The organism is Mesorhizobium sp. USDA 4132, from assembly GCF_056279545.1.
The window spans coordinates 82,921-102,231 of sequence record NZ_JBWCCP010000003.1; the positions used below are offsets into that span (position 1 = coordinate 82,921).

Annotated in this window: 22 protein-coding genes; 13 read left to right on the plus strand and 9 right to left on the minus strand. The window is 59.8% G+C overall.

What is annotated here, in order from left to right; genetic code table 11:
* The first annotated feature begins 3 nt into the window (after window positions 1-3).
* Both trbI and ACZ9IU_RS30900 read left to right on the plus strand, forming a co-directional pair.
* Window positions 4-1,302 carry an IncP-type conjugal transfer protein TrbI gene (trbI, locus tag ACZ9IU_RS30895; RefSeq protein WP_040126054.1) on the plus strand — a complete coding sequence of 433 codons (1,299 nt, stop codon included), beginning with the start codon at window positions 4-6 and terminating at the stop codon, window positions 1,300-1,302.
* A gap of 184 nt (window positions 1,303-1,486) precedes the next feature.
* The gene (locus ACZ9IU_RS30900; RefSeq protein ID WP_040126094.1) at window positions 1,487-2,191 is read left to right on the plus strand and encodes an autoinducer binding domain-containing protein; all 705 of its coding nucleotides are present in this window, start codon (window positions 1,487-1,489) and stop codon (window positions 2,189-2,191) included.
* Window positions 2,192-2,194: 3 nt separating this feature from the next.
* On the opposite strand, the gene ACZ9IU_RS30905 is transcribed toward ACZ9IU_RS30900, so the two are convergent.
* Entirely contained in the window at window positions 2,195-2,485 is a 291-nt protein-coding gene (locus ACZ9IU_RS30905) for a transcriptional repressor TraM (protein WP_040126053.1), read from the minus strand.
* A 258-nt stretch (window positions 2,486-2,743) separates the two neighbouring features.
* Between ACZ9IU_RS30905 and ACZ9IU_RS30910 the strand changes: the two genes are divergently transcribed.
* From ACZ9IU_RS30910 to ACZ9IU_RS30925, 4 genes are all read left to right on the plus strand, one after another.
* A complete protein-coding gene (locus ACZ9IU_RS30910; RefSeq protein ID WP_040126052.1) occupies window positions 2,744-2,992 on the plus strand; it encodes a helix-turn-helix domain-containing protein in 249 nt (82 codons plus the stop codon).
* 118 nt (window positions 2,993-3,110) lie between these two features.
* Entirely contained in the window at window positions 3,111-3,743 is a 633-nt protein-coding gene (locus ACZ9IU_RS30915; protein ID WP_040126051.1) for a DUF433 domain-containing protein, read from the plus strand.
* The gene (locus tag ACZ9IU_RS30920) at window positions 3,740-4,114 is read left to right on the plus strand and encodes a DUF5615 family PIN-like protein (RefSeq protein ID WP_040126050.1); all 375 of its coding nucleotides are present in this window, start codon (window positions 3,740-3,742) and stop codon (window positions 4,112-4,114) included. Before ACZ9IU_RS30915 ends, ACZ9IU_RS30920 begins: the two co-directional genes overlap by 4 nt.
* 412 nt (window positions 4,115-4,526) lie before the next feature.
* Window positions 4,527-4,901 carry a DUF4087 domain-containing protein gene (locus tag ACZ9IU_RS30925; protein WP_040126049.1) on the plus strand — a complete coding sequence of 125 codons (375 nt, stop codon included), beginning with the start codon at window positions 4,527-4,529 and terminating at the stop codon, window positions 4,899-4,901.
* Window positions 4,902-4,974: 73 nt separating this feature from the next.
* Here the strand turns inward: ACZ9IU_RS30925 and ACZ9IU_RS30930 are convergent, their stop codons facing one another.
* From ACZ9IU_RS30930 to traA, 4 genes are read right to left on the minus strand one after another with little or no spacing between them, the layout of a single operon-like run.
* Complete coding sequence (locus tag ACZ9IU_RS30930) at window positions 4,975-5,595, minus strand: TraH family protein (protein WP_040126048.1); 621 nt, start codon at window positions 5,593-5,595, stop codon at window positions 4,975-4,977.
* A gap of 16 nt (window positions 5,596-5,611) precedes the next feature.
* The gene (locus tag ACZ9IU_RS30935; protein ID WP_040126047.1) at window positions 5,612-6,778 is read right to left on the minus strand and encodes a conjugal transfer protein TraB; all 1,167 of its coding nucleotides are present in this window, start codon (window positions 6,776-6,778) and stop codon (window positions 5,612-5,614) included.
* Entirely contained in the window at window positions 6,768-7,331 is a 564-nt protein-coding gene (traF, locus tag ACZ9IU_RS30940) for a conjugative transfer signal peptidase TraF (protein ID WP_051900784.1), read from the minus strand. Before traF ends, ACZ9IU_RS30935 begins: the two co-directional genes overlap by 11 nt.
* A complete protein-coding gene (gene traA / locus ACZ9IU_RS30945; RefSeq protein WP_040126092.1) occupies window positions 7,328-10,654 on the minus strand; it encodes a Ti-type conjugative transfer relaxase TraA in 3,327 nt (1,108 codons plus the stop codon). Before traA ends, traF begins: the two co-directional genes overlap by 4 nt.
* 252 nt (window positions 10,655-10,906) lie before the next feature.
* Between traA and traC the strand changes: the two genes are divergently transcribed.
* From traC to traG, 3 genes are read left to right on the plus strand one after another with little or no spacing between them, the layout of a single operon-like run.
* A complete protein-coding gene (traC, locus tag ACZ9IU_RS30950; protein WP_040126046.1) occupies window positions 10,907-11,200 on the plus strand; it encodes a conjugal transfer protein TraC in 294 nt (97 codons plus the stop codon).
* A gap of 4 nt (window positions 11,201-11,204) precedes the next feature.
* Complete coding sequence (gene traD, locus ACZ9IU_RS30955) at window positions 11,205-11,420, plus strand: type IV conjugative transfer system coupling protein TraD (RefSeq protein ID WP_040126045.1); 216 nt, start codon at window positions 11,205-11,207, stop codon at window positions 11,418-11,420.
* The gene (gene traG / locus ACZ9IU_RS30960; RefSeq protein ID WP_040126044.1) at window positions 11,407-13,377 is read left to right on the plus strand and encodes a Ti-type conjugative transfer system protein TraG; all 1,971 of its coding nucleotides are present in this window, start codon (window positions 11,407-11,409) and stop codon (window positions 13,375-13,377) included. The genes traD and traG overlap by 14 nt, the downstream gene beginning before the upstream one ends.
* Before the next feature lie 302 nt (window positions 13,378-13,679).
* Here the strand turns inward: traG and ACZ9IU_RS30965 are convergent, their stop codons facing one another.
* Window positions 13,680-13,967: a hypothetical protein gene (locus ACZ9IU_RS30965; RefSeq protein WP_157885381.1), complete on the minus strand. Its 288-nt coding sequence runs from the start codon at window positions 13,965-13,967 to the stop codon at window positions 13,680-13,682.
* Between the two features lie 289 nt (window positions 13,968-14,256).
* Between ACZ9IU_RS30965 and ACZ9IU_RS30970 the strand changes: the two genes are divergently transcribed.
* The 3 genes from ACZ9IU_RS30970 to ACZ9IU_RS30980 are packed head-to-tail and all read left to right on the plus strand — an operon-like array spanning window position 14,257 to window position 15,598.
* Window positions 14,257-14,571: an ArsR/SmtB family transcription factor gene (locus ACZ9IU_RS30970; protein WP_040126042.1), complete on the plus strand. Its 315-nt coding sequence runs from the start codon at window positions 14,257-14,259 to the stop codon at window positions 14,569-14,571.
* Window positions 14,568-14,927 (plus strand): SRPBCC family protein, encoded by a 360-nt coding sequence (locus ACZ9IU_RS30975; RefSeq protein WP_040126041.1) that lies wholly within the window; start codon window positions 14,568-14,570, stop codon window positions 14,925-14,927. Before ACZ9IU_RS30970 ends, ACZ9IU_RS30975 begins: the two co-directional genes overlap by 4 nt.
* 47 nt (window positions 14,928-14,974) lie before the next feature.
* The gene (locus ACZ9IU_RS30980; protein WP_040126040.1) at window positions 14,975-15,598 is read left to right on the plus strand and encodes an ATP-dependent Clp protease proteolytic subunit; all 624 of its coding nucleotides are present in this window, start codon (window positions 14,975-14,977) and stop codon (window positions 15,596-15,598) included.
* Between the two features lie 472 nt (window positions 15,599-16,070).
* On the opposite strand, the gene ACZ9IU_RS30985 is transcribed toward ACZ9IU_RS30980, so the two are convergent.
* From ACZ9IU_RS30985 to ACZ9IU_RS30995, 3 genes are all read right to left on the minus strand, one after another.
* Entirely contained in the window at window positions 16,071-16,331 is a 261-nt protein-coding gene (locus ACZ9IU_RS30985; protein WP_051900781.1) for a hypothetical protein, read from the minus strand.
* Between the two features lie 37 nt (window positions 16,332-16,368).
* On the minus strand, window positions 16,369-16,668 hold the full coding sequence (locus ACZ9IU_RS30990; protein WP_040126038.1) for a hypothetical protein: 300 nt from the start codon (window positions 16,666-16,668) through the stop codon (window positions 16,369-16,371).
* 70 nt (window positions 16,669-16,738) lie between these two features.
* Window positions 16,739-17,587: a DUF932 domain-containing protein gene (locus ACZ9IU_RS30995; RefSeq protein WP_040126037.1), complete on the minus strand. Its 849-nt coding sequence runs from the start codon at window positions 17,585-17,587 to the stop codon at window positions 16,739-16,741.
* Between the two features lie 673 nt (window positions 17,588-18,260).
* Here ACZ9IU_RS30995 and ACZ9IU_RS31000 point away from each other — a divergent pair.
* Entirely contained in the window at window positions 18,261-18,557 is a 297-nt protein-coding gene (locus tag ACZ9IU_RS31000) for a WGR domain-containing protein (RefSeq protein WP_040126036.1), read from the plus strand.
* The last annotated feature ends 754 nt before the right edge of the window (window positions 18,558-19,311 follow it).

A 19,311-nucleotide genomic window follows, 5' to 3' on the forward strand; every position in this document is an offset into this window, starting at 1 on the left:
AACATGGTCCAGTCGCTCCAGCTTAGCACCTCCGGCCAAGCCGACGATCAGAATGGCATGCGCCGGCTCAACCGCCTGCCGATCATCGTCGCCATCATTGTCATCGTGCTGTTTGTCGGCGTCGTGGTGGTTGGTCTGTCGCTGCGCGGGCTGTCCTTCAATCGTGGCGACATCGAGGGTGCTTCCAACAATCCTGCGACCAGTTTCGGCGACCAGCTTAAGCGGGGTATAACGGACGGCATTATCGGTGAGCCGGATAAGCAGGAGGTGTTTCAGCCGACCCCTGTTGTGGTGGAGAAAAAGGAAAAGCAGGAAACCGTCGTCGAGCGCCAACCGACAGATCGACAAGACCGCCGACAAAGGCTCGAATCCGAAGAAGAGTGGAAGGCGCGCCTGAAGCGGGAGCAGGATGAACAATATATGCGCGAGGCTCAGCGCCAACGCATGGCGCGTCTCCAGGCTCGTGCCACGGCGCTCGACTCTCCGCTGAAGGTAGACGTCTCCGACGTCGAGAAGGCGGCAAACTTTACGAAAGACACGAGTCGACAGCCGACAAACGTCGCAGAAGACAGCGCATCAGACCTCTATGCCGCCGCCCTAAAATCCGGCCTGATGGGGCAAACCGTCGATCAGAACGGGCAGCCGTCGAAAGAGGATTTCTTCAATCAGGACATCAAGGATCTGGGCTACCTGCCGAACCAGGTCGTGCCGCAGATGTCACCCAACGAATTGAAGCGCGGTTCGGTCATCCCGGCGACGTTGATTACTGGTCTGAATTCCGACCTGCCAGGGCGCATCACCGCCCAGGTCAGCCAGAACGTCTACGATAGCGCGACGGGATACCGCCTTCTCATCCCGCAGGGTTCGAAGTTATTCGGTCGCTACGATTCCAAGGTCTCATTTGGCCAGGAACGGGTTCTTGTCGTCTGGACCGACCTCATTTTTCCTAGCGGGTCTACGCTGCAGATCGGCGGCATGGCCGGCACGGACGCAGAAGGATATGGGGGCTTCCAGGACAAGGTCGACCGCCACTTCTGGAGAACCTTCGGGTCGGCGGCCCTGGTGGCAATCATCGGAACAGGGATCGATATGTCTATGCCCGAGAGTTCGACGCGGGCAAATCAGGATACCGCCTCAGATGCAGCACGCCGGAATTTTGCCGAGAGCTTTGGTCGCGTTGCCGAACAGACCATCTCGAAGAATCTGAACGTGCAGCCGACGATCCGCATCCGTCCCGGCTACAAATTCAATGTCCTGGTCGATCAGGACATCATTTTTCCGTCCGTTTATGGCGTCCGCTAGACCGCGTCAGAGTCTAAGATCCGGCCATTTCTTCGCGCTCCGGCAGGTGGGTCGCACCCGCACGCAAAATTATGTTTAAGTATCATGTTTTCGGCATGCGGGGCCTTGAACACTCGGAAAAGGAGAGTAGATTTACGATCTGCAACGAAAGAGGACATGCAGCTAGGCAATAGGAGAAATGTCAGTGGACGGTGACCTTCGCTCTCTCATCGATATGACAGATGCCGCACACGATGAACGTATGATCAAAAGTGCTCTCAAGACATTTTCCCACGCATGTGGCTTTGAACGTTTTGCTTACCTGCAGACTGAGGGACTGGAAGTCCGAACATTCAACTCCTACCCGGAGGAATGGCAGGGCGTTTATCTCGAAAGCCACTATTCCCGCATCGACCCCGTCGTCACGGAAGCCAAACGTCGCATGGAGATGTTTTCCTGGACCGCCGACAACTGGCCCGCTCGTAGATCCTCCCAACTCAAGTGCTTTCGGGAGCAGGCAATCGGTTACGGTATTCGGAGCGGAGTTACGATTCCCGTCGAAGGAAGCTTTGGCTCGACCATGATGCTCACGTTCGCATCTTCAGCGCAGGCGGCTGATGTTTCAAAGCTGCAGGATGCCCAAAAAGCGATCCAGGCCGTTCTGGCAATCCACTACCGCCTGAAAATCATCGCTGCGACGACGATCGTCGCTCCGAAACGGTTGCTTTCTTCAAGAGAAGCAGTGTGCCTGATGTGGGCGACGAAAGGCAAACATGCTCCAGAGATCGCAATGTTGACTGGGATCAATCCGAGGACAGTGCAGCACTACCTGGACAAAGCACGCAGAAAACTCGAAGCGGCGACCGTTCCGCAACTTGTCGCAATCGCAAAGGACCGCGGGTTGGTATGAGAGTCATTCTTCGCCATCTGGAGCAACTACAGGGACGTAGCCAAGGGCATCGATGATTTTCGACAGCGCCTCCTGCTGGGCCTCCGATTTCTTCTGACGCGCAACATACTCATCCTGCAGGCTCTTGAGTACGGCGGCGGAAACCGACGGATCGTCGCTCGCGCGGGTCCATTCCTCATACACAACTTCATCGGCGGCCATAAGATGGCGGTGCTCGCGGATTGCAGCGACCGCCAGCACTTCTAATTCTGACTGTTGCATCGAACTGTACCTAGATGAGCCGGTATCGTTCATCCGCTTCTCCCTATCCTCTGCTGCCGGGGCGCAAGCTTGCGGCGGTACCATCTCGCCCCAGTGGCACTACAACATCCGCTGAACGTCATCCATCCAACGGGCAACTGGATCCTGTGTAGCTTCCTCCCGCAACTCTCACGCCAACGCGCAGGAGGTGCTCTGACCTCGGGAAGTTGCCTCGCAATTGGCTCGAATGACCTCGAGATTGTAGAGAATACTCCGTGGTAGGATACTCATCAAGGCGCTGTTCTCTCGATCATGGAGATCCGAGAGGTATTCGCGCGAAATTTGCGAGCAGCACGGCAGGCTAAAGGCTTGTCCCAGGAGGAGCTCGCGCATCGCGCGGACATCGATCGCACCTACATCAGTTCGCTGGAGCGCAGCGTTTACAATGCAAGCATCGATGTCGTCGACCGTTTGGCGACAGTCTTGGGCATCGAAGCGTGTGAGTTGCTGAAGCGGCCTCCGAAGGAGCCACAGATGCCAACCGCCGAGCTTGACGACTAAGAGAGTTGTCTTGCGGACTGCCGGCCTCATGCCCGGCCGGCAATGACGAGAATTCATTTGTGCCAGCACATTGCGAATTGCCCGCGCATTATATATATTCTTTTTAAGGAGAATAATTATGGCTGCAGCACTTCGCGAATATACACCCACTGAGGCGGCTGCCGTGAGTGAGATCGGCATTAAGTCGGTACACAACGCCATCGACAAACGAATCATTGGAAGACCCTCTACCAGCCACCGAAACCGTGCTATCACCGACGATGATCTGCTGCGGCTTAAGCTCTGGTTCGGCGTCGGTACGATCCTTTCCGCCGAACGCCGGAAACGCCTCTTTGCTGCCATCGACGAAAATCCTGAAGCCGACACGGTCAGAGCGGACGACTATCTGATCGTCGACGTCGCGAGAGCGAGGGAGCGCTTGGCCGCGCGTGGCGAGGCGCTCAGAGAAGCGGACAAGATCATCCACAGCGTGAAAGGCGTGGTTGGCGGTGAGCCGGTCTTCAAAGGCACGCGCGTTCCAGTCCGGACAATCGCTGCGATGAAATTGCAAGGCGCTGCCACGGACGAGATCGTTGAGGGCTATCCCGCTCTCACTGCGCGCATGGTGGACCTCGCCGAAATTTGGGTAGCGGCTCATCCTGCCCGTGGGCGGCCACGAAAGTTGTCGGAGCAGGGACTGAAGGTAAAGTCGGTGAAGCGCTTGCCTTTTGGAAAGGCCGAGACCGATAACCCTTCGGGCACGGCTTCGTGAAGTTTCTGATCGATGAATGCCTGCACACATCGCTCGTGGCCGTGGCTCAAAACCACGGCCACGATTGCTTTCACGTCAATTGGCTGGGCCTGAGCGGCGAGACCGATTGGGATCTGATGCCTCGGATCGTCGCGGAAGATTTCACCTTCGTGACGAACAATGCTCGTGACTTCAGGAAACTCTATGCGAGAGAGGATCTGCATGCGGGCCTGGTAATCATCGTTCCGCAGGTTCTGCCGGTGCAGCAGCGGGAATTGTTCACGCTCGTTCTGCACGAACTCGCCGGTTCTCCGGATCTGGTGAACGAGGTGATCGAGATCGCCATCGAAGAGGGCGAGGCTCTGCTGACACGCTATGCACTGCCAGAGTGAAGTTCAATTCCAGCCAATGCCGGGACAGATTGATCAGAATCCCCGCGTGCCCAACGTCCTGCGCTGCCTCCAACGCCCCTCTTCCTCTTTGCTTTGCTGCGACATGCGCAGACCGTCGCATCCTTGAAGACCTTTGGTAGCGCGTTGACCCAACCGAGCTGAACCCTCGTGAGGGCACATTTTCGTACTGGCTGGCCTCCGCAACAAGCTCAAACATTATGCATCTGGGTCAAACTAATTTTAAGCATCGGAAATACACTGTTTTCCTGCTTTTTGGCTCGCGCTAGATGGGTGGCCAACCCGATTGATTTCCAGGTAGGCTGCTGTTCCGCTCGATGTCAGTTGCCGACATCCGCCTGAAACATTCCCGCCGATACTGACGGTGCGCCGCTTCCTTACGTTTGGACCTGTTATGAAGATCATGCTCGCCACCTTCGTCCTATTGACTGCGACCACCGCAGCGCACGGCGAAAGGCGCTGCGGCTGGCTTAGCAATCCGGCCACGGCTAAGTGGGAGCTTTACGACGCACAAGGTGGGTGGGAGATAATGTTCCGCGGAGGTGACGGCCATGCCGCCCAAGGCATGGATAAGATTCCTGACCTGACGACCGGCGAATACGTCCGCACTTTTGCGATTCACGGTTATGCCTGTGCCTGCTTGAACGTCGACATCGATACCAGCACCACTGAACACATCATTTCCCGCATCTATTCGGTCAAGCAGCTACCGCTAGCGAAATGCCGAGATGACCCCGCTGTCCAGTATTTCCTTCAAAATGACAACTAGGCAGCTCCGCCGTTCACTAAATTTAAGTCCTCGCTCGACCGAACAGGCGTCACGGGAAAAGACGAATTGAACGCTATTGCTGGCCGCCAATGCGAGATAGATCGACCCGGATCCCCGCAGTGCCAATTTTATTTTCGCCCGAAGGTTCTGCCTCAGTCTGCAGCGGAGCCCCGGCAGCGACTGTGTCCGCCTCCGATTTATCGGCCCGCGGTTCCTCTCGATTGGTCGGTGACTCGCCAGGGTCCTCCGCCTGAAACACGCTCACGCCCTCGAACTCACCGGTCTTCCATGCGTAAATCGCATCCTCGAAAATCTGCGGGAAGACGTCCTTGCTCTTGGGGTTGCCATACCATTTCGCAACGATCCTGAGGACCTTGGCGAACATCGCCGTGCCTTTGCGAAGGTTCTGGCAGGGGTCGACCAAATCGGGCTTCAAATCGGTCGCTTCCTTGACGCCAACGCCTGCGGGAAACTGGGTCAGCCCAACGCGGACAACCGCCTGACCAGCATATTGGCGCACGATCGCCATTGCCTCGTCCGCCGTTCTGGGTTGCGGCACGAGGATCAATCGGCCACCCGATTTGACGGTGACGGTGAGGGGATCATCCGAGCCCGCCGCCGCCACGAACTGCTCGACGATCGCGGGCTTGAGGGAGGGGTCGGCACATTCTTTGATCAGGGCAGCGTCGAGCATGGGGCCTCCTTGGCGCTCAGGTGTTGAAGGCGGTAACAAGCGGTTTTGCGAAGAGCCTCGCCCAGGCGGTGGTAGCGGCGCGCTGGATGGCGACGATCGACGTCCCATCGGTCCACCAGCCGTTTCCGACGGCAATGATGAAGTCAGGATCGTGCAGCATGGACTGGAGGACGGGCCAGACGATCAGTTGCTCGTAGCAGATCAGCGGCGCTGCCCGGCCGGCACCGACAGAAACGACCGGGTTCGCGAAGAAATCCGCCCTGGCGCCGCCACTCTCCCCGAACAAGAAACGCCACGGCTGCCACATCGAGCCGGGAACCGGCATGCGTTCGCGATAAAGGATGCTGCTTCCGCCCGTCCTGTCGATCGCGACGAGGACATTGTCGTAGCCGGTGGCATCGAGCACCGTGGCGCCGGCGATGGCCGTCGCATCGATATCGGCGGACGCGCTCGTCCAAAGCCGCGCCACGGTCGGTGTCCAGAAACCGAGCGCGGTTTCCGGCAGCACCACAAAGCCGGCGCCATCGCTGGCGGCGCCACGCACCGTTGCGATCAGGTCACGCTGGCGGTGAAGACCGGCGTCCCGACCGAGCGAAGCGCCCAATTCGAGGTCGACACCGCGCCAGCCATTGGATAGACCCGGCTCGGTCCACGATGCGGCGGACCACAGCCAAAGGCCTATCAAGGTGATGGCGACAGCTGGCCAAATACGGGTTACGAGGCCCGCAAGGCCAGCTGTCATAAGCCAGAGTCCCCACCATCCCCATCCCGGAAACAGAACTCCCGCAGCCGTGACTGGATGCGCCCAGCCCGTGATGCCGAACGGCGGGATCGACATAATGATGGCTGCGAGGAGATAACGAAACGGACGGACGTTCGGGTTCTTCGTCCAGAGGACGGAATGGACGGCAACGAAACTCATAGACGCACACAACCAGAGCAACAGGCCCGGCCAGATATCCGACGAGTAAAAGGCGGCAACGCCTCGCGGCAGACCACGTGATGCGGCCAGGAAATATCCGGCGGAGACAAGTGCCGCCACTGATCTCGTTCGCGCGATCGACCAAAGAACAGGAAACCCCAGCGCGACGGGTAGAAGCAACACATGGCCGCTCCAGCCCACCACGCCGATTGCGATCGAAGCGAAAATCGGCAGCGCCGGCCGAAGGTAATCACGGCACATAGGTGAATACCTCCTGCGCCAGCCCGAGAATGCCGGAGATCGGCACCGGGCCAAAATATCGGGAGTCATAGGAGCCGGGGAATGCGGAATGCAGGAAGACATATCCCGGCGGTACGATGCCGCCCGGAAAGGGCGTCAACGGCCGGCCTTTTCCATCTCGTAGTGCGAGACTGGAAGAGGAAACCATCCGCCCATTCACGCTCACGCTGGCGCTGATTTCGACATGCTGTCCTGCAACGGCGATCACGGTCTTTATCAACGGTGCGACGCCCCCCGGGCAGGAACCAGAACGGAGATAGCCTCGTGCCCTCGCTGCCCGCATCGCCGCCGTTTCCGGGGGGCAGATGAACAGGAGGTCATCGACTGCTGCCGGACGGTGAAGCGGGATAATGCGCCACAGGCCGAATGGCTCGCTCGGTGTCAGATTGATGCGGTAGCCACCGGTGACGGCAATCACCACCAGCAGGATGGCGGCCAACGCCGCCATCGACAGAACCACAATGGCTCGTCGTTGCTGCGTCGTCATCGACCGACGGATTGCAACCCCGGTCATTTCAGCGAGAGCCCTTGGCTCTTGGTTTGCCGCAGCGTCTCGGCCTGCTTGAGCGCTTCGGTCGTTCGTTCATAGGCGGCAAGCTGCTGGACCGTTCGCATGGAATTCCACGCAGACTGGACCTCCGCCTTCTGGCCAGCCGTCATGCCTGCTGTGACGGTCTCGAACGTCTTGCCACTCGTGTCTTTCGCAGCCAAAGGCAGGAAGGTCCGTTCCCCGAAACGTTCGGAAACCGCCTTGGCGAAACCTTCGAGTTCAGCCTTCACCATCTTGTCGGCCAGCGCATATTCGAGGCCAGCCGGGAGATCGTTGCGATCGATCGCATCGCGCACGCGTTCGAGCGTTTGCTTGGCGGCTGGAGAGAGCGCTGGGATGTCGACGGAAACCTTGAGCCGGACTGCGCGCTCCTCCGTCTCATGTTTGAACTCGGCCTCGGCCCTCTCTCGAAGATAGCGTTCGAGATTTCGGGCAAGCGCCGGCACATTGGCAATGGCTTTTTCCCGATCCTGCCTGTCGGCACGGCTGGCGAGAAGACCGGTCTTGCCCTTGAGCGCACCGAAGCTCTCTGGCTCGCCGGCAACCCTTGCCAAGGTGGACTGCGCGACCGATTGGTCCTTCAACATGCTATCGACATTGATCGCCTTGAAGGCGGCTTCCGGCTGCGCGTAGACGAGATGGAAGCGGGTCGAGACGTCCTCCCATTGCTTCTTGAGCGCGGGATCGGCGCCGAGCTTGTCTTCGACAGCCTGGTCGAGCGATTTCGGGAAGGTGGTGATACCTGACACCATGGGCTTGGCCTCCTTGATCGTGTTCGGGGCGGTTTGTTTATTGCTGCCGCGGGCCAGCCCGATCGCTTTGCCGATGGCGGCAAGACGGGCGCCGAGATCGGCGAGTTTCTGTTTTTGCCGGACGGCCCATTGGAGACGATCGTGTGCGATCGTGCGGGCGACGTTGACTAGATGAAGGCCCCGCGCTTCCGCGAAGCGCAGCGCCTGGCGATAGAACGACGCCTTCTCGTAATCGAGGGTCGTTTCCTGGGCGTTACGGCGCGACAGGATCTGGATGAGGCCGCCGGATTTGGCGAACGAACGACTGCCGTAGTAGACGGCGAGATCCTCACGATGGCGCGTCATAGCCACATAGGTGAGATGCCGGTCCAACGAGAGGGAAGCAAGCACCTTCACCCGGTCGACCGTCGCGCCCTGGCTCTTGTGGATCGTTGTCGCATAGCCGTGATCGAGGCTGTTATAGAAGCGCTGCTCGATCGTGACCAAGCGGCGATGTTCCCCTTCGCCAATCTCTGCCACCAACCGCCCAGGTGCTGCCTCGATGACCTTTGCGAACATGCCGTTCTTGACGCCAAGGCTGCCCTCGTTCTTGAGGAACACGATCTGGTCGCCGGTGGCGAACATGCGGGTTCCGTCCTCGGTCTTGAACGGTGATCCTTCTGCGACGACGCCGCGTTCGACCAGCTTGGCGCGCGCCATATCGTTGAGCATTCGGACGTCGCGGCGAAGGTGTGCGAGGATCAGGCTGGTCTTCGAAGGATCGTAGTCGCGGTCCCACGCTGCGATCAGGCTCTCGACCGCGTCGTCCTTCAGTCTCAAACCAATCATTCGACCATGGGCGGTGTAGGCGTCGACAGCCCTGCGGATATTGCCACGAGCGAGATCGAGCGAGGCATCGCGCATCCATTGCTGGCGCTGACGATAGATTGTCTCAAGTTCTGTATAGCCGATGCGATCGGCAATGGCGCGGAACGCAGCGCCGGCCTCGATCGGTTGAAGCTGTTCCGGATCGCCGACAAGGACGAGTTTGGCGCCGGCCTTGGTGACTGCTTCGACCAACAGCGCCATCTGCCGTGACGACACCATGCCGGCCTCGTCCAGCACGAACACCGTCTTGTGGTCGAGCTTGTTGCGACCTTGGTTCCAGCGAAGCTCCCACGACGACAGTGTGCGGGAGCCGATGCCCGCTTCCTTCTCCAATCCCTCGGCCGCTTTGCCCGCCAAGGCGCCGCCGACGACACGATAGCCGGCCGCTTCCCACGCCTCGCGCGCAGCCTTCATCATCGTGGTCTTGCCGGCGCCCGCGCGGCCGATGACGGCGGCGATCCGCGTGGCCGCAGCGACATGCTCGATTGCCGTTCGCTGCTCATCCGACAGCCGGACATGGCGCGCAAAGGTCGCCCGCAGCATCGCCTCACGGACGCCATGAGAGGTGCGGCCCGCAAGCCAGATCGCTCGGTTGGCCATCTCGGCTTCAAGCCGGATCATCGCGCGCGTGGTGTACTTCGCGGGTGTGCGAATACCTGTCGCAAAGTTGATCCGCTCGCGTTCGAGACGGAGCGCTTCCGGACTTTGAAGAATGCGGACCATCAGACTTTGGAACAGAGCGACATCGTCGATATAGCGATACAACACCTTCGCAACATCGCGTTCGTCGAAGACGCTCTTCTCCCGCGTGATCAGGTCAAGCACGATCTCCGGACGGCGCTGGATGCGGCGGGCGTTCTCGCTGCGGCGCTGCTCCAGAAGCTCGATGCGTTCGAGTTTGGGAGCCGACGCCTCCGACTTGTGGTCGGATTGCTCGGCCTTGCGCTCGATGGCTTTGGCGCCGACGCCGAGGTGAATGGTTGGCTCGAGGTCGATACCCTGCTTTTCGAAGGAACGGCCATCGATGCGGATATCGAGGCCGGCAAGCGCCAGATGTTTGTTCTGGCAAGCAAACCAGCCGTCGCGAAACGCAATGAAATCCTCAGTGCTACCGGCCCAAAGCTCATAGACGATCTTGCCGGCGTCATTTCGGATTGGCTTGCCATCCGGGCCAAGCACCGCGACCTTCTTCGAACCGAAACCGTCTTCGGTCAGCGGGCGCAATGTGGTCATGAGGTGGACGTGAGGATTGCCGGGGGCGTCGTGATAGACCCAGTCCGCGACCATACCCTTCGAGGTGATGTGGCTCGCCACAAAGTCGCGCATGAGCGCGATGTTCTGCTCGGCCGTCAGCTCGAGTGGCAGGGCTATGGTGACGTCCTTGGCGAGTTGCGCGTCGGATCGTTTCTCGAAACCCTCCACCTTGTTCCAGAAGGCCTCGGATGCGCCGGCGACCGAACGATCAGCTATCATCGAGCGTAGCCATTCCGGCGCGTCGGCGGGGATCACGATCTCCTCATGCAGGAGCCCCTGCTTTTGCGTGTAGTCGATCGTCCGGGCTTCCCGTTCAAAGTCCATCTTGGCGCAGTGCCGGTAGGCCGCCGACAGGACGGCGCTGCGGCCTGAGCCACGGGCGACGACGCTGACGGAAAAGTGAGGGACGGCCACGGCGAAGTTCTTTCCCGTTGCGAACGAAATCAATGGGTTCGTCGGGAGCGGAGGCTTACCAGGCTCTCTCAGCAACACGTCGTATCAGCGACGTATAATTGCGCCCTTGGAAGCCGCTCCTTCGGAACGGCCGGGATCATTCCCGAAAGCATCGCCCTTGGCGATTGTAGGATTCACAGTAGTGCGTTCCGCGCTCTCATCCGAAAAACTGGGTTCGAAAGACATGCTTTCTCACCCAGGAGACGATCGGACATGAAGAAGCCATCCTCGAAAATCCGCGACGAAATCGCCAAACTGCAGGAACAGCTCAAGATCGCAGAGACCAGGGAAGCGGAACGCATCGGCCGGATCGCGCTCAAGGCCGGCCTTGGCGAGATCGAAATCGACGAGGCGGAACTTCAGGCAGCGTTTGAGGAAGTGGCGAAGCGGTTTCGCGGACGGCAGGGGGCTTCTAACGGAAAAGAAAGGGGAGGGGCAGCCGTCGTCTCGCAGCAAACCGCGCCGGTCACATCTGGCGCGGGCGCGGGCAGTGCTGGCGAGGCTTGAGCGCATGGCGAGAACGATGACATCCGACGCCCGCAAGAAGGACACGCGCGAAAAGATCGAGCTCGGCGGCCTGATCGTCAAGGCCGGTCTGCGCTACGAGAAGCGAGCGCTGTTGCTGGGCGCGCTTGTCGATGTCGCCCATCGGATCAAGGGCGACGACGGCGAGCGCTGCAGGCTCACGGGAATCGGCGTGGAGGCCTTCGGCAATGACGATCAATAGGATTGCGCTCGTCGTCGTACCAACGGCGTTGATGATCCTGGTCGTCATCGGGATGACCGGGGTCGAGCAGTGGCTTTCCGGTTTCGGCAAGACCGAGGCCGCGCGACTGGCATGGGGGCGCGCGGGCATCGCATTGCCCTATATCGCCGGTGCGGCGATTGGAGTTCTGTTGCTGTTTGCGAATGCCGGTTCGATCAATATCAAGCAGGCAGGTTGGGGCGTCGTCGCGGGATCGAGTGGGACGATCCTGGTCGCAGCAGTCCGCGAAACAGCGCGGCTTTCCTCTTTCATGAAAACGGTACCCGCCGACAAGACGGTCTTGGCCTTTCTCGATACGGCAACGTCGATCGGAGCGACTGCGGCGCTATTATGTGCCTGCTTCGCACTCCGCGTCGCGCTCATCGGCAATGCGGCATTCGCAAGGGCCGAGCCGAAACGCGTTCAAGGCAAGCGGGCGCTCCATGGCGAAGCGGATTGGATGAAGCTCACAGAGGCGGCAAAGTTGTTTCCCGATGCTGGTGGCATCGTCATCGGTGAGCGCTATCGGGTCGACAAAGACAATGTCGGCGCCCGAGCGTTTCGAGCCGACAGCGCTGAGACCTGGGGCGCCGGCGGCAAGTCGCCGTTGCTATGCTTCGATGGCACGTTCGGCTCGTCGCACGGGATTGTCTTTGCCGGCTCCGGCGGTTTCAAGACGACGTCAGTGACGATCCCAACGGCACTCAAATGGGGCGGCACGCTGATCGTGCTGGATCCATCGAATGAGGTCGCACCGATGGTTTCCGCGCATCGCGGCGGAGCGGGAAGGGACGTGTTCGTACTCGATTCGAGGAAGCCGGACATCGGCTTCAATGTCCTGGACTGGGTCGGACGTTTCGGCGGAACCAAGGAAGAGGATATTGCCTCGGTCGCCTCATGGATCATGAGCGATAGCGGCGGTGCGCGCGGTGTCCGCGATGACTTCTTTCGCGCATCGGCGCTCCAGCTGCTGACGGCACTCATCGCTGATGTCTGCCTGTCCGGTCACACGGATGAAATGGAACAGACGCTTCGGCAGGTGCGCATGAATCTCTCGGAGCCGGAGCCGACACTGCGCAAGCGGCTGCAGGACATCTACGACAATTCGGGCTCGGATTTCGTGAAGGAGAACGTCGCGGCCTTCGTCAACATGACGCCCGAAACCTTCTCTGGGGTCTATGCCAATGCGGTCAAGGAGACACACTGGCTTTCCTATCCGAACTATGCCGCCCTCGTGTCGGGAAGGAAATTCTCGACCAGCGACATCGCGGCGGGAAACACCGACGTCTTCATCAACATCGACCTCAAGACGTTGGAGACCCATTCGGGTCTTGCGCGGGTCATCATCGGCTCATTTCTGAATGCGATCTACAATCGCGACGGCCAGATAAAGGGGCGCGCGCTGTTTCTGCTCGATGAGGCCGCCCGCCTCGGTTACATGCGGATCATCGAGACCGCGCGTGACGCCGGACGCAAATACGGCATCACGCTGACGATGATCTATCAGTCGATCGGCCAGATGCGTGAAACCTATGGCGGTCGCGACGCGGCAAGCAAATGGTTCGAGAGTGCCAGCTGGATTTCGTTCGCCGCGATCAACGATCCGGAAACGGCCGATTACATCTCCCGACGCTGCGGCATGACAACGGTCGAAATCGACCAGGTGAGCCGCAGTTTCCAAGCGAGGGGATCGTCGCGAACGCGCTCGAAGCAGCTGGCTGCCAGACCCCTTATCCAGCCCCATGAAGTTCTGCGCATGCGGGCCGACGAACAGATCGTCTTCACCGCAGGAAACGCGCCGCTCAGATGCGGACGAGCTATCTGGTTCCGGCGCGACGACATGAAGGCATGCGTCGGCACGAACAGGTTTCACACGATCGGGGATGCGCCAAAGCCTGCCCGATCCAATCCGGCCCGCAGTGCAATGGAGCAATCCTGATCCAAAAACACGTGATTATCAGAGATCGGCGACAGGAGTATCTTGAACGGAACACTTCATTGATGGCTTCCGGAACCAAGACCCTCGGCCAGTATATCGCTGCATCATCCGAAATCCGCACGCTCCAGAGCGTGTACTCTCGGCGTGTCCGGAGACGATCGGCTTCCAAGTCACGATGCCCTGTCTGGTCCTGGTCTTCACAGCCTCAAGATCGGGAAGTTCCGATCCGTCCGGGTGCCCGATGCAATCTCTCAAGTAATCGAGATGAAAGAAACACCTCTGCACTGCTCGCACCGCTGCGCTTAGACGCCGGGAGATGCTCCATGACACGCATCCGCCGCAACTTTAGCTCGGGCTGGCGGGCTGTTGAATATGTTGGAGCTGGCGAGAAAGTTGGCAATGCCTGCTAGATGCTCCGGGTCCTTTGGGCCACGTTTGTAGTAGCGGAAGATGATCCACGCGAGCAACTCTTCTTCGACTTCATCAGCTCCGTCGTTGAGGGCGATTGCATGTCGCATTGCCTTGAGGTCAGGCTCCAGCATCACATTCGGAAAAAACCTCCAATGATCCGGCATCGGTGCACCATCCACGCGGTCGTTTCCCACCAAGCTCCGGAAAACCCTACGGCGCTATATGGGAGCGCGGGTTTCCTCCGCTTGGCTACCGCGCGCCTGCGGCCCGCTGCGGTCGGAAAACGAAATGGACAGCGCTGCGCGCAGACTTTGGCCGCCGATCGCGCCTCGGCTACGTGAAAGATTGGCCGCGCCAAGATCAGCACCACAGGCGAGGCGGGACGGAGAGAATCTCGCCACCACGAAGTTCCGGCCCGTTCGCGAAGCAGACTTGCGAATCACATAAGTCTGTGCTTATGTGATATGCATGATAGAACACGACATTTTTCGCGCGCTCGCCGACCCGACCCGCCGCACGATCTTCGAGAAGCTGGCAACCGGCAGCTTGAACGCCAGCGCGCTCCGCCAGGGCATGGATATCAGCCAACCGGCCATGTCCCAACATCTCGCCGTGTTGCGCGCTGCCAGGCTGGTGCGGGAACAGCGGGAGGGCCGTTTCGTGAATTACGAGGTCGATCCGGATGGGCTCGCCCTGATCGCTCAATGGCTGGCCAAATACCGCGCCTACTGGCCGGATCGCATCGACGCTCTCAAGCTCTTGCTGAAGGATATGGATCAATGAACGACCAAATGACCGAGGTGCAGGAAAGCGGGTTCGAACAGCGCTATGATCTGGATGCACCGCCCGAAAAGGTCTGGCGCGCAATCAGCATCGCGGAGTTTCGGGAGAAATGGCTGCCGAAGGACATGCTCGCCGAGCCGGAATCGGTTTCCGTGACACCCGGCGAGCGGGTTCGCTACAGGCTGCGCGACGACGCCCCGCCATTCCTCGAAAGCTTCGTCACCTTCACGATCGCCCCGAATGCAGCGGGTGGAACGAGCCTGCGGATCATCCATGAACTGACCGGCGCCACCGTCGAGCGGCTGTCGAGATCCGTGGCCAACGCCAACAGCCCGCCCCTCATGCTCGCCGCCTGACGCGGCCGGCCTTACCCGTCATAGTCTCAAACGATTGGAGTTCGCCAATGCGCGAAGCACTGCAGCTCGTCCCCATGGTCGTAGAACAATCCTCGAGAGGGGAGCGATCCTTCGACATCTACTCCCGTCTGCTTCGCGAGAGGATCATCTTCCTCAACGGCGAGGTAAACGACACCGTATCGGCGCTCGTTTGCGCACAATTGCTGTTTCTTGAGGCTGAAAACCCCAAGAGACCGATCCATCTCTATATCAATTCGCCAGGTGGCGTCGTGACCAGCGGTCTCGCGATGTACGATACCATGCGTTACATTCGCGCACCGGTGCACACGCTCTGCATGGGAACCGCCCGCTCGATGGGCTCGTTCCTGTTGATGTCAGGCGAGCCGGGCGAGCGCACTGCGCTTCCAAACGCCAGCATCCATATTCACCAGCCTCTAGGCGGCTTTCAGGGACAGGCATCGGACGTGTTCATCCATGCCGAGGAAATGAGGCGAACGAAACACCGCATGACACGGCTGTATGCCGAGCATTGCGGCCGCTCCTATGACGAATTCGAGCGCGCGATGGACCGCGACCGCTTCATGACAGCGGAAGAGGCAGTGGAGTGGGGCCTTGTCGACCGTATTCTGCAGGTTCGGGAAGACGCCACCGACCATGCAGGCACAACGTAAAGCGAGCCCGGCGCGAGCCGGAAACAATGAAGAGCATCGGAGAAATCAGCATAGCGCCGGACGCAGTCCGGGATTTCGGGAATTCTCGACGCGCGAAGAGCGGGCCAAAGGGCAGCCGCAGGAGCTTCAACAGAGTGGCCCGAAGGGGAAGCGGGACCGACTGCCCCCGCTCTTCGCGTTCCGTTTTTCACGGGAGGGCGGGGAGCTCCGAGGGGTGGGGCGCCAGGGGCACCCCTCGTCCCTTCCTTCGCTCCTAGCCCGCGCCGCTTGGATAGCGGCTCGGGAAAGGCAGCCGCCGAGCACCCTCCCGGTCTCGTCGTACCATAGAACATGGAAGAGACGCCCGACCGCTGCGATCAGGCGTCCCTTTGGCACGATCGGGTTACGGCGCGATCTTCGCCGCCGGTCCCCTGGAGATCAGTCGCCGGATATGCGCCCGCAACTCCGTTTCCGATCCCGAAAAGCGATCCAATCATTCGGGATAATTGATCGTCCACGGTTCGTTGATCCACTCTTTCGTCGCTTCGTAGATGTCGCCATTATCGGCAGCCACGGTGATCATGCGGGCAACGTCTGCCGATGATCGCAGCTGTTTGGCGATGGAATAGGAGGCCAGCCAGCTCGGACCATAGGAATTGCGCAACGCCTGCAAGATGCCGGTCGAGTCGGCACTCATCCGGTTGTCGCGCAGCTTGGCCTTCCAGCATCGGCCGCGTTCGAAGGCGTAAGCCAAAAGGGCAGCATGTTCCTTGTGAGAGTGCAAAGTTTCGTCATTTCTGATCCCTCCCGGAATGTTCGCTCGTGCGGGGGACTGAACAAAAGCCAAGGCGATCCCGAACGATGCAGGAAAAGCCGCTATCGGTTGAAACCCGGAACCCTTCCGGAACCTCCTCCTCAAACCATCGGTCACCAGCTTCAATGCAGTCGCGAATGTTGTTTAAGGTGATGAAAAACGTGCCGCCCCACGATGAGGAGACGCGAGCGTGAATTGCATTGGCCAACGCCATGGGACGAACATGGCCGGTGATCTCGCGCAAATTGGAGATGACGATGGGATATGCGGGCTTCATGGTATATCCTCCGATATGGTAGTGGTGGGTAAGAGCGCCGCCAATGCCGACGGCGCTCCCGCGATCCCGGTCACGATTTCAGCGCGGCCATGCGTTCGCCGAGCAACCAAAGGGCCTTGTTGAGCTTGATATCCTGATCGATGCCGTTCACCGGGCGGGACTTCACACGCCGAGGCCTGCCGAGATCATCGCGGCCAACACCCCTCAGCCCCCCTTTGATCGCGTTCTCCTGAACCACATTCCAGACGGTCCAGAGATCGTTGGCACGGTCGTTGTGGCGACGGGGCACAAGCAACTGCTGCGCCTTGATCGGTGTGGCCGTTTCGCCATCGTTGTCTCCGAAGCGCAAAACATGGGCGGCGTCCGCGAGAATACCGGCTTCCTCATGGTTCAGCTGCAAGGTCGACCAGTCCTGCGGGGCAGCAAGGGTGCGTTCGGCCTCACCGAGAACACGATACGTGCCTTCGATGACCTTGTGCTGCACATCGCCGGAATGGCGAACCTTGATGGCATCGATGGTGCCGGTCTGCGTAACCAAGGAATTGAGGCAACGGACTCGGAAAAGCCCGGCCATGAGTTCGTAGGCGCTGGTTCCGTCATTGGCATTCTTGAGCAAGATTTCGCAAACAGTGTCGCCGACATTGTAAATCCTTCCGTCGTCGATGCGGCGCATGCGAATAAGATGCTTGGTAAAATCCGCCTTGCCTTCCGCCCGGCTTCGCGACTGCTTGGCGCCGACCGGCATGAAGCCTTCGTTCATTAGGCCGCGAAGCACCTCGATGGTCGGGATGGGTTTGAAACGCTCGGACCGGCTCTCATGGGCGGTCACGGCGAAGATCGACGGCGCCACACGGCGCATCTCGGTTTCGGTCAGCGCGCGGCCAGTGTCGAAACGTGCGGTCTCGGTGTAAATGCTCATTGTCTGTCTCCAAGGTTTCCGTTGCTATCCCAAAGGGGGCAAGCCCCTCGGGCGAAGCCTTCCCGATCTTTCCGGGGAATGGCCTCTGACATTCCCCCGGACAGAGGGGGGAGGGCGAAAGCCCGCCCCGCGGCGGCGAACGGGACTGTCAAGCGGCGTGGTGCGGAAGGCGGGGGATCTTCACGGGTCCGGCCAAAGGCCGGACTGGTGCGGAAGATGTGCCGGCTTCACGGGCCGCTTGACCGGCTCGGGCACTGCTGTCATGGGGGCGGAAACAAACATGCGGTCCGGAACGGGCCTCCGAGTCGGGTGCGCAGCCACCCGATTGGACAAGCGATCGTTTCCGGAATCGGCGGAGACGGGCGCAGGCCGGCTCCGTGCCCGCGGCATAGAGCGCGCTCCGCTCAACGCGCGAATGGCCTGAACAGCGCGAACGATCTTTGCGACAGACATTCGGGGGGAAAGGCCGCTTCCCATGACACCCCCAAAATGCTCCCGCGCGCCATGTCGCCGGCCACACTTCGGGCCGGCGCGACGCTCTACCAAGATGGTCCCGGTACAATAGGTTGAGGCAAAACGAAGAGTATTGGATAGTGGCGAAATCACTTAGCCATCGCCTCGACCAAACTCATTGATCACGGAAATGAATCGACCGCCTCCAATCGATTCACATATGTCGTTGGACGCCCCGATCGCGTGTGACGATGATGCCGGCATGATCGCGCAACCCTACCAGCTTTATATCGAACGTTCGGATCCTGCGAAAAACATGGCGCGGTACTACGCCATGCAGATCGGACAGACATTGTTCGGAGAGGCCTGCCTCACCCGGCGTTGGGGACGGATCGGTAAGCATGGACAAGAGAAGCAGCACGTGTTCGAGCGAGAGGAGGAAGCAGTTCAACGGTTCCTAGAACTGGTGAAACAAAAACGTTCTCGCGGCTACCGACCGCCAACGACACTGGCGTAGTTGCGAAGCTGATTCCGAAAATAGGCCTCAGCCGCTGACTACTCAAAGATCTAGAGCTTTGGCAACAATCCAGGCAGGTATACCCGCAACTACCGCGCCGAGCAGCAGAGCCGAAATCATCTTGATCGCATTGGCACGTCGTGCTCGCCGCGCGTCCCACTCATAAGCCATCAACCCGCCTCACGCACCCACTGCCCCAAAGTGAACCACTGGGTAGCCACGGAGTCGAGTCGCTATTTAGAAGATGGTAAAGATCGAGGAGGGAATAACCTGATGCTGGTAAGAGGATGTGGCACTTAGCGCTTGGCCAAAAGGGCCCGCACTGGTCCGCCAGGGTGCAGGCCCTCAACCCGACGCAGCACAACAGGTTCAAGAAGAGGGCTCGCCCGTTTTTCCCGTTCAAGCCCTCGACAGTCTCTTGGCGGCGGGAACATCGCAGATAACCTGACATAGCACATCCCCCATTCAGGTTACGCCACTTGAAGTAGCCGCGTTGCTGTGGACGACATGTCGTCAGAAAAAGCGATGAACTGCAGCCCGACGAAAGCAAGCGCCGCGAGCGAGCGCTGCCACAGCCACGGTTGTCGAAAGGTGTTTCATTGCGACCTCCTTCAGGCTGAGGGATCAACACGGGTCAAGGTCGAATGTTCTGACTAAGTGCCGGCGTCGTTAACGAACGCATCCGTGCTCATCACCGGGTGTCCAATCTTGAAACACCCCTCCGCGCGGCCGCAGAATCGCGAGTCAACGACGG

What these genes read in the sequence shown, in the direction of transcription:
- trbI (WP_040126054.1), top strand. Translation starts at nt 4, where the DNA reads ATGGTCCAGTCGCTCCAGCTTAGCACCTCCGGCCAAGCCGACGATCAG.
- ACZ9IU_RS30905 (WP_040126053.1), bottom strand. Translation starts at nt 2,485, where the DNA reads ATGAACGATACCGGCTCATCTAGGTACAGTTCGATGCAACAGTCAGAA.
- ACZ9IU_RS30910 (WP_040126052.1), top strand. Translation starts at nt 2,744, where the DNA reads ATGGAGATCCGAGAGGTATTCGCGCGAAATTTGCGAGCAGCACGGCAG.
- ACZ9IU_RS30915 (WP_040126051.1), top strand. Translation starts at nt 3,111, where the DNA reads ATGGCTGCAGCACTTCGCGAATATACACCCACTGAGGCGGCTGCCGTG.
- ACZ9IU_RS30925 (WP_040126049.1), top strand. Translation starts at nt 4,527, where the DNA reads ATGAAGATCATGCTCGCCACCTTCGTCCTATTGACTGCGACCACCGCA.
- ACZ9IU_RS30930 (WP_040126048.1), bottom strand. Translation starts at nt 5,595, where the DNA reads ATGCTCGACGCTGCCCTGATCAAAGAATGTGCCGACCCCTCCCTCAAG.
- ACZ9IU_RS30935 (WP_040126047.1), bottom strand. Translation starts at nt 6,778, where the DNA reads ATGTGCCGTGATTACCTTCGGCCGGCGCTGCCGATTTTCGCTTCGATC.
- traF (WP_051900784.1), bottom strand. Translation starts at nt 7,331, where the DNA reads ATGACCGGGGTTGCAATCCGTCGGTCGATGACGACGCAGCAACGACGA.
- traC (WP_040126046.1), top strand. Translation starts at nt 10,907, where the DNA reads ATGAAGAAGCCATCCTCGAAAATCCGCGACGAAATCGCCAAACTGCAG.
- traD (WP_040126045.1), top strand. Translation starts at nt 11,205, where the DNA reads ATGGCGAGAACGATGACATCCGACGCCCGCAAGAAGGACACGCGCGAA.
- traG (WP_040126044.1), top strand. Translation starts at nt 11,407, where the DNA reads ATGACGATCAATAGGATTGCGCTCGTCGTCGTACCAACGGCGTTGATG.
- ACZ9IU_RS30970 (WP_040126042.1), top strand. Translation starts at nt 14,257, where the DNA reads ATGATAGAACACGACATTTTTCGCGCGCTCGCCGACCCGACCCGCCGC.
- ACZ9IU_RS30975 (WP_040126041.1), top strand. Translation starts at nt 14,568, where the DNA reads ATGAACGACCAAATGACCGAGGTGCAGGAAAGCGGGTTCGAACAGCGC.
- ACZ9IU_RS30980 (WP_040126040.1), top strand. Translation starts at nt 14,975, where the DNA reads ATGCGCGAAGCACTGCAGCTCGTCCCCATGGTCGTAGAACAATCCTCG.
- ACZ9IU_RS30990 (WP_040126038.1), bottom strand. Translation starts at nt 16,668, where the DNA reads ATGAAGCCCGCATATCCCATCGTCATCTCCAATTTGCGCGAGATCACC.
- ACZ9IU_RS30995 (WP_040126037.1), bottom strand. Translation starts at nt 17,587, where the DNA reads ATGAGCATTTACACCGAGACCGCACGTTTCGACACTGGCCGCGCGCTG.
- ACZ9IU_RS31000 (WP_040126036.1), top strand. Translation starts at nt 18,261, where the DNA reads ATGTCGTTGGACGCCCCGATCGCGTGTGACGATGATGCCGGCATGATC.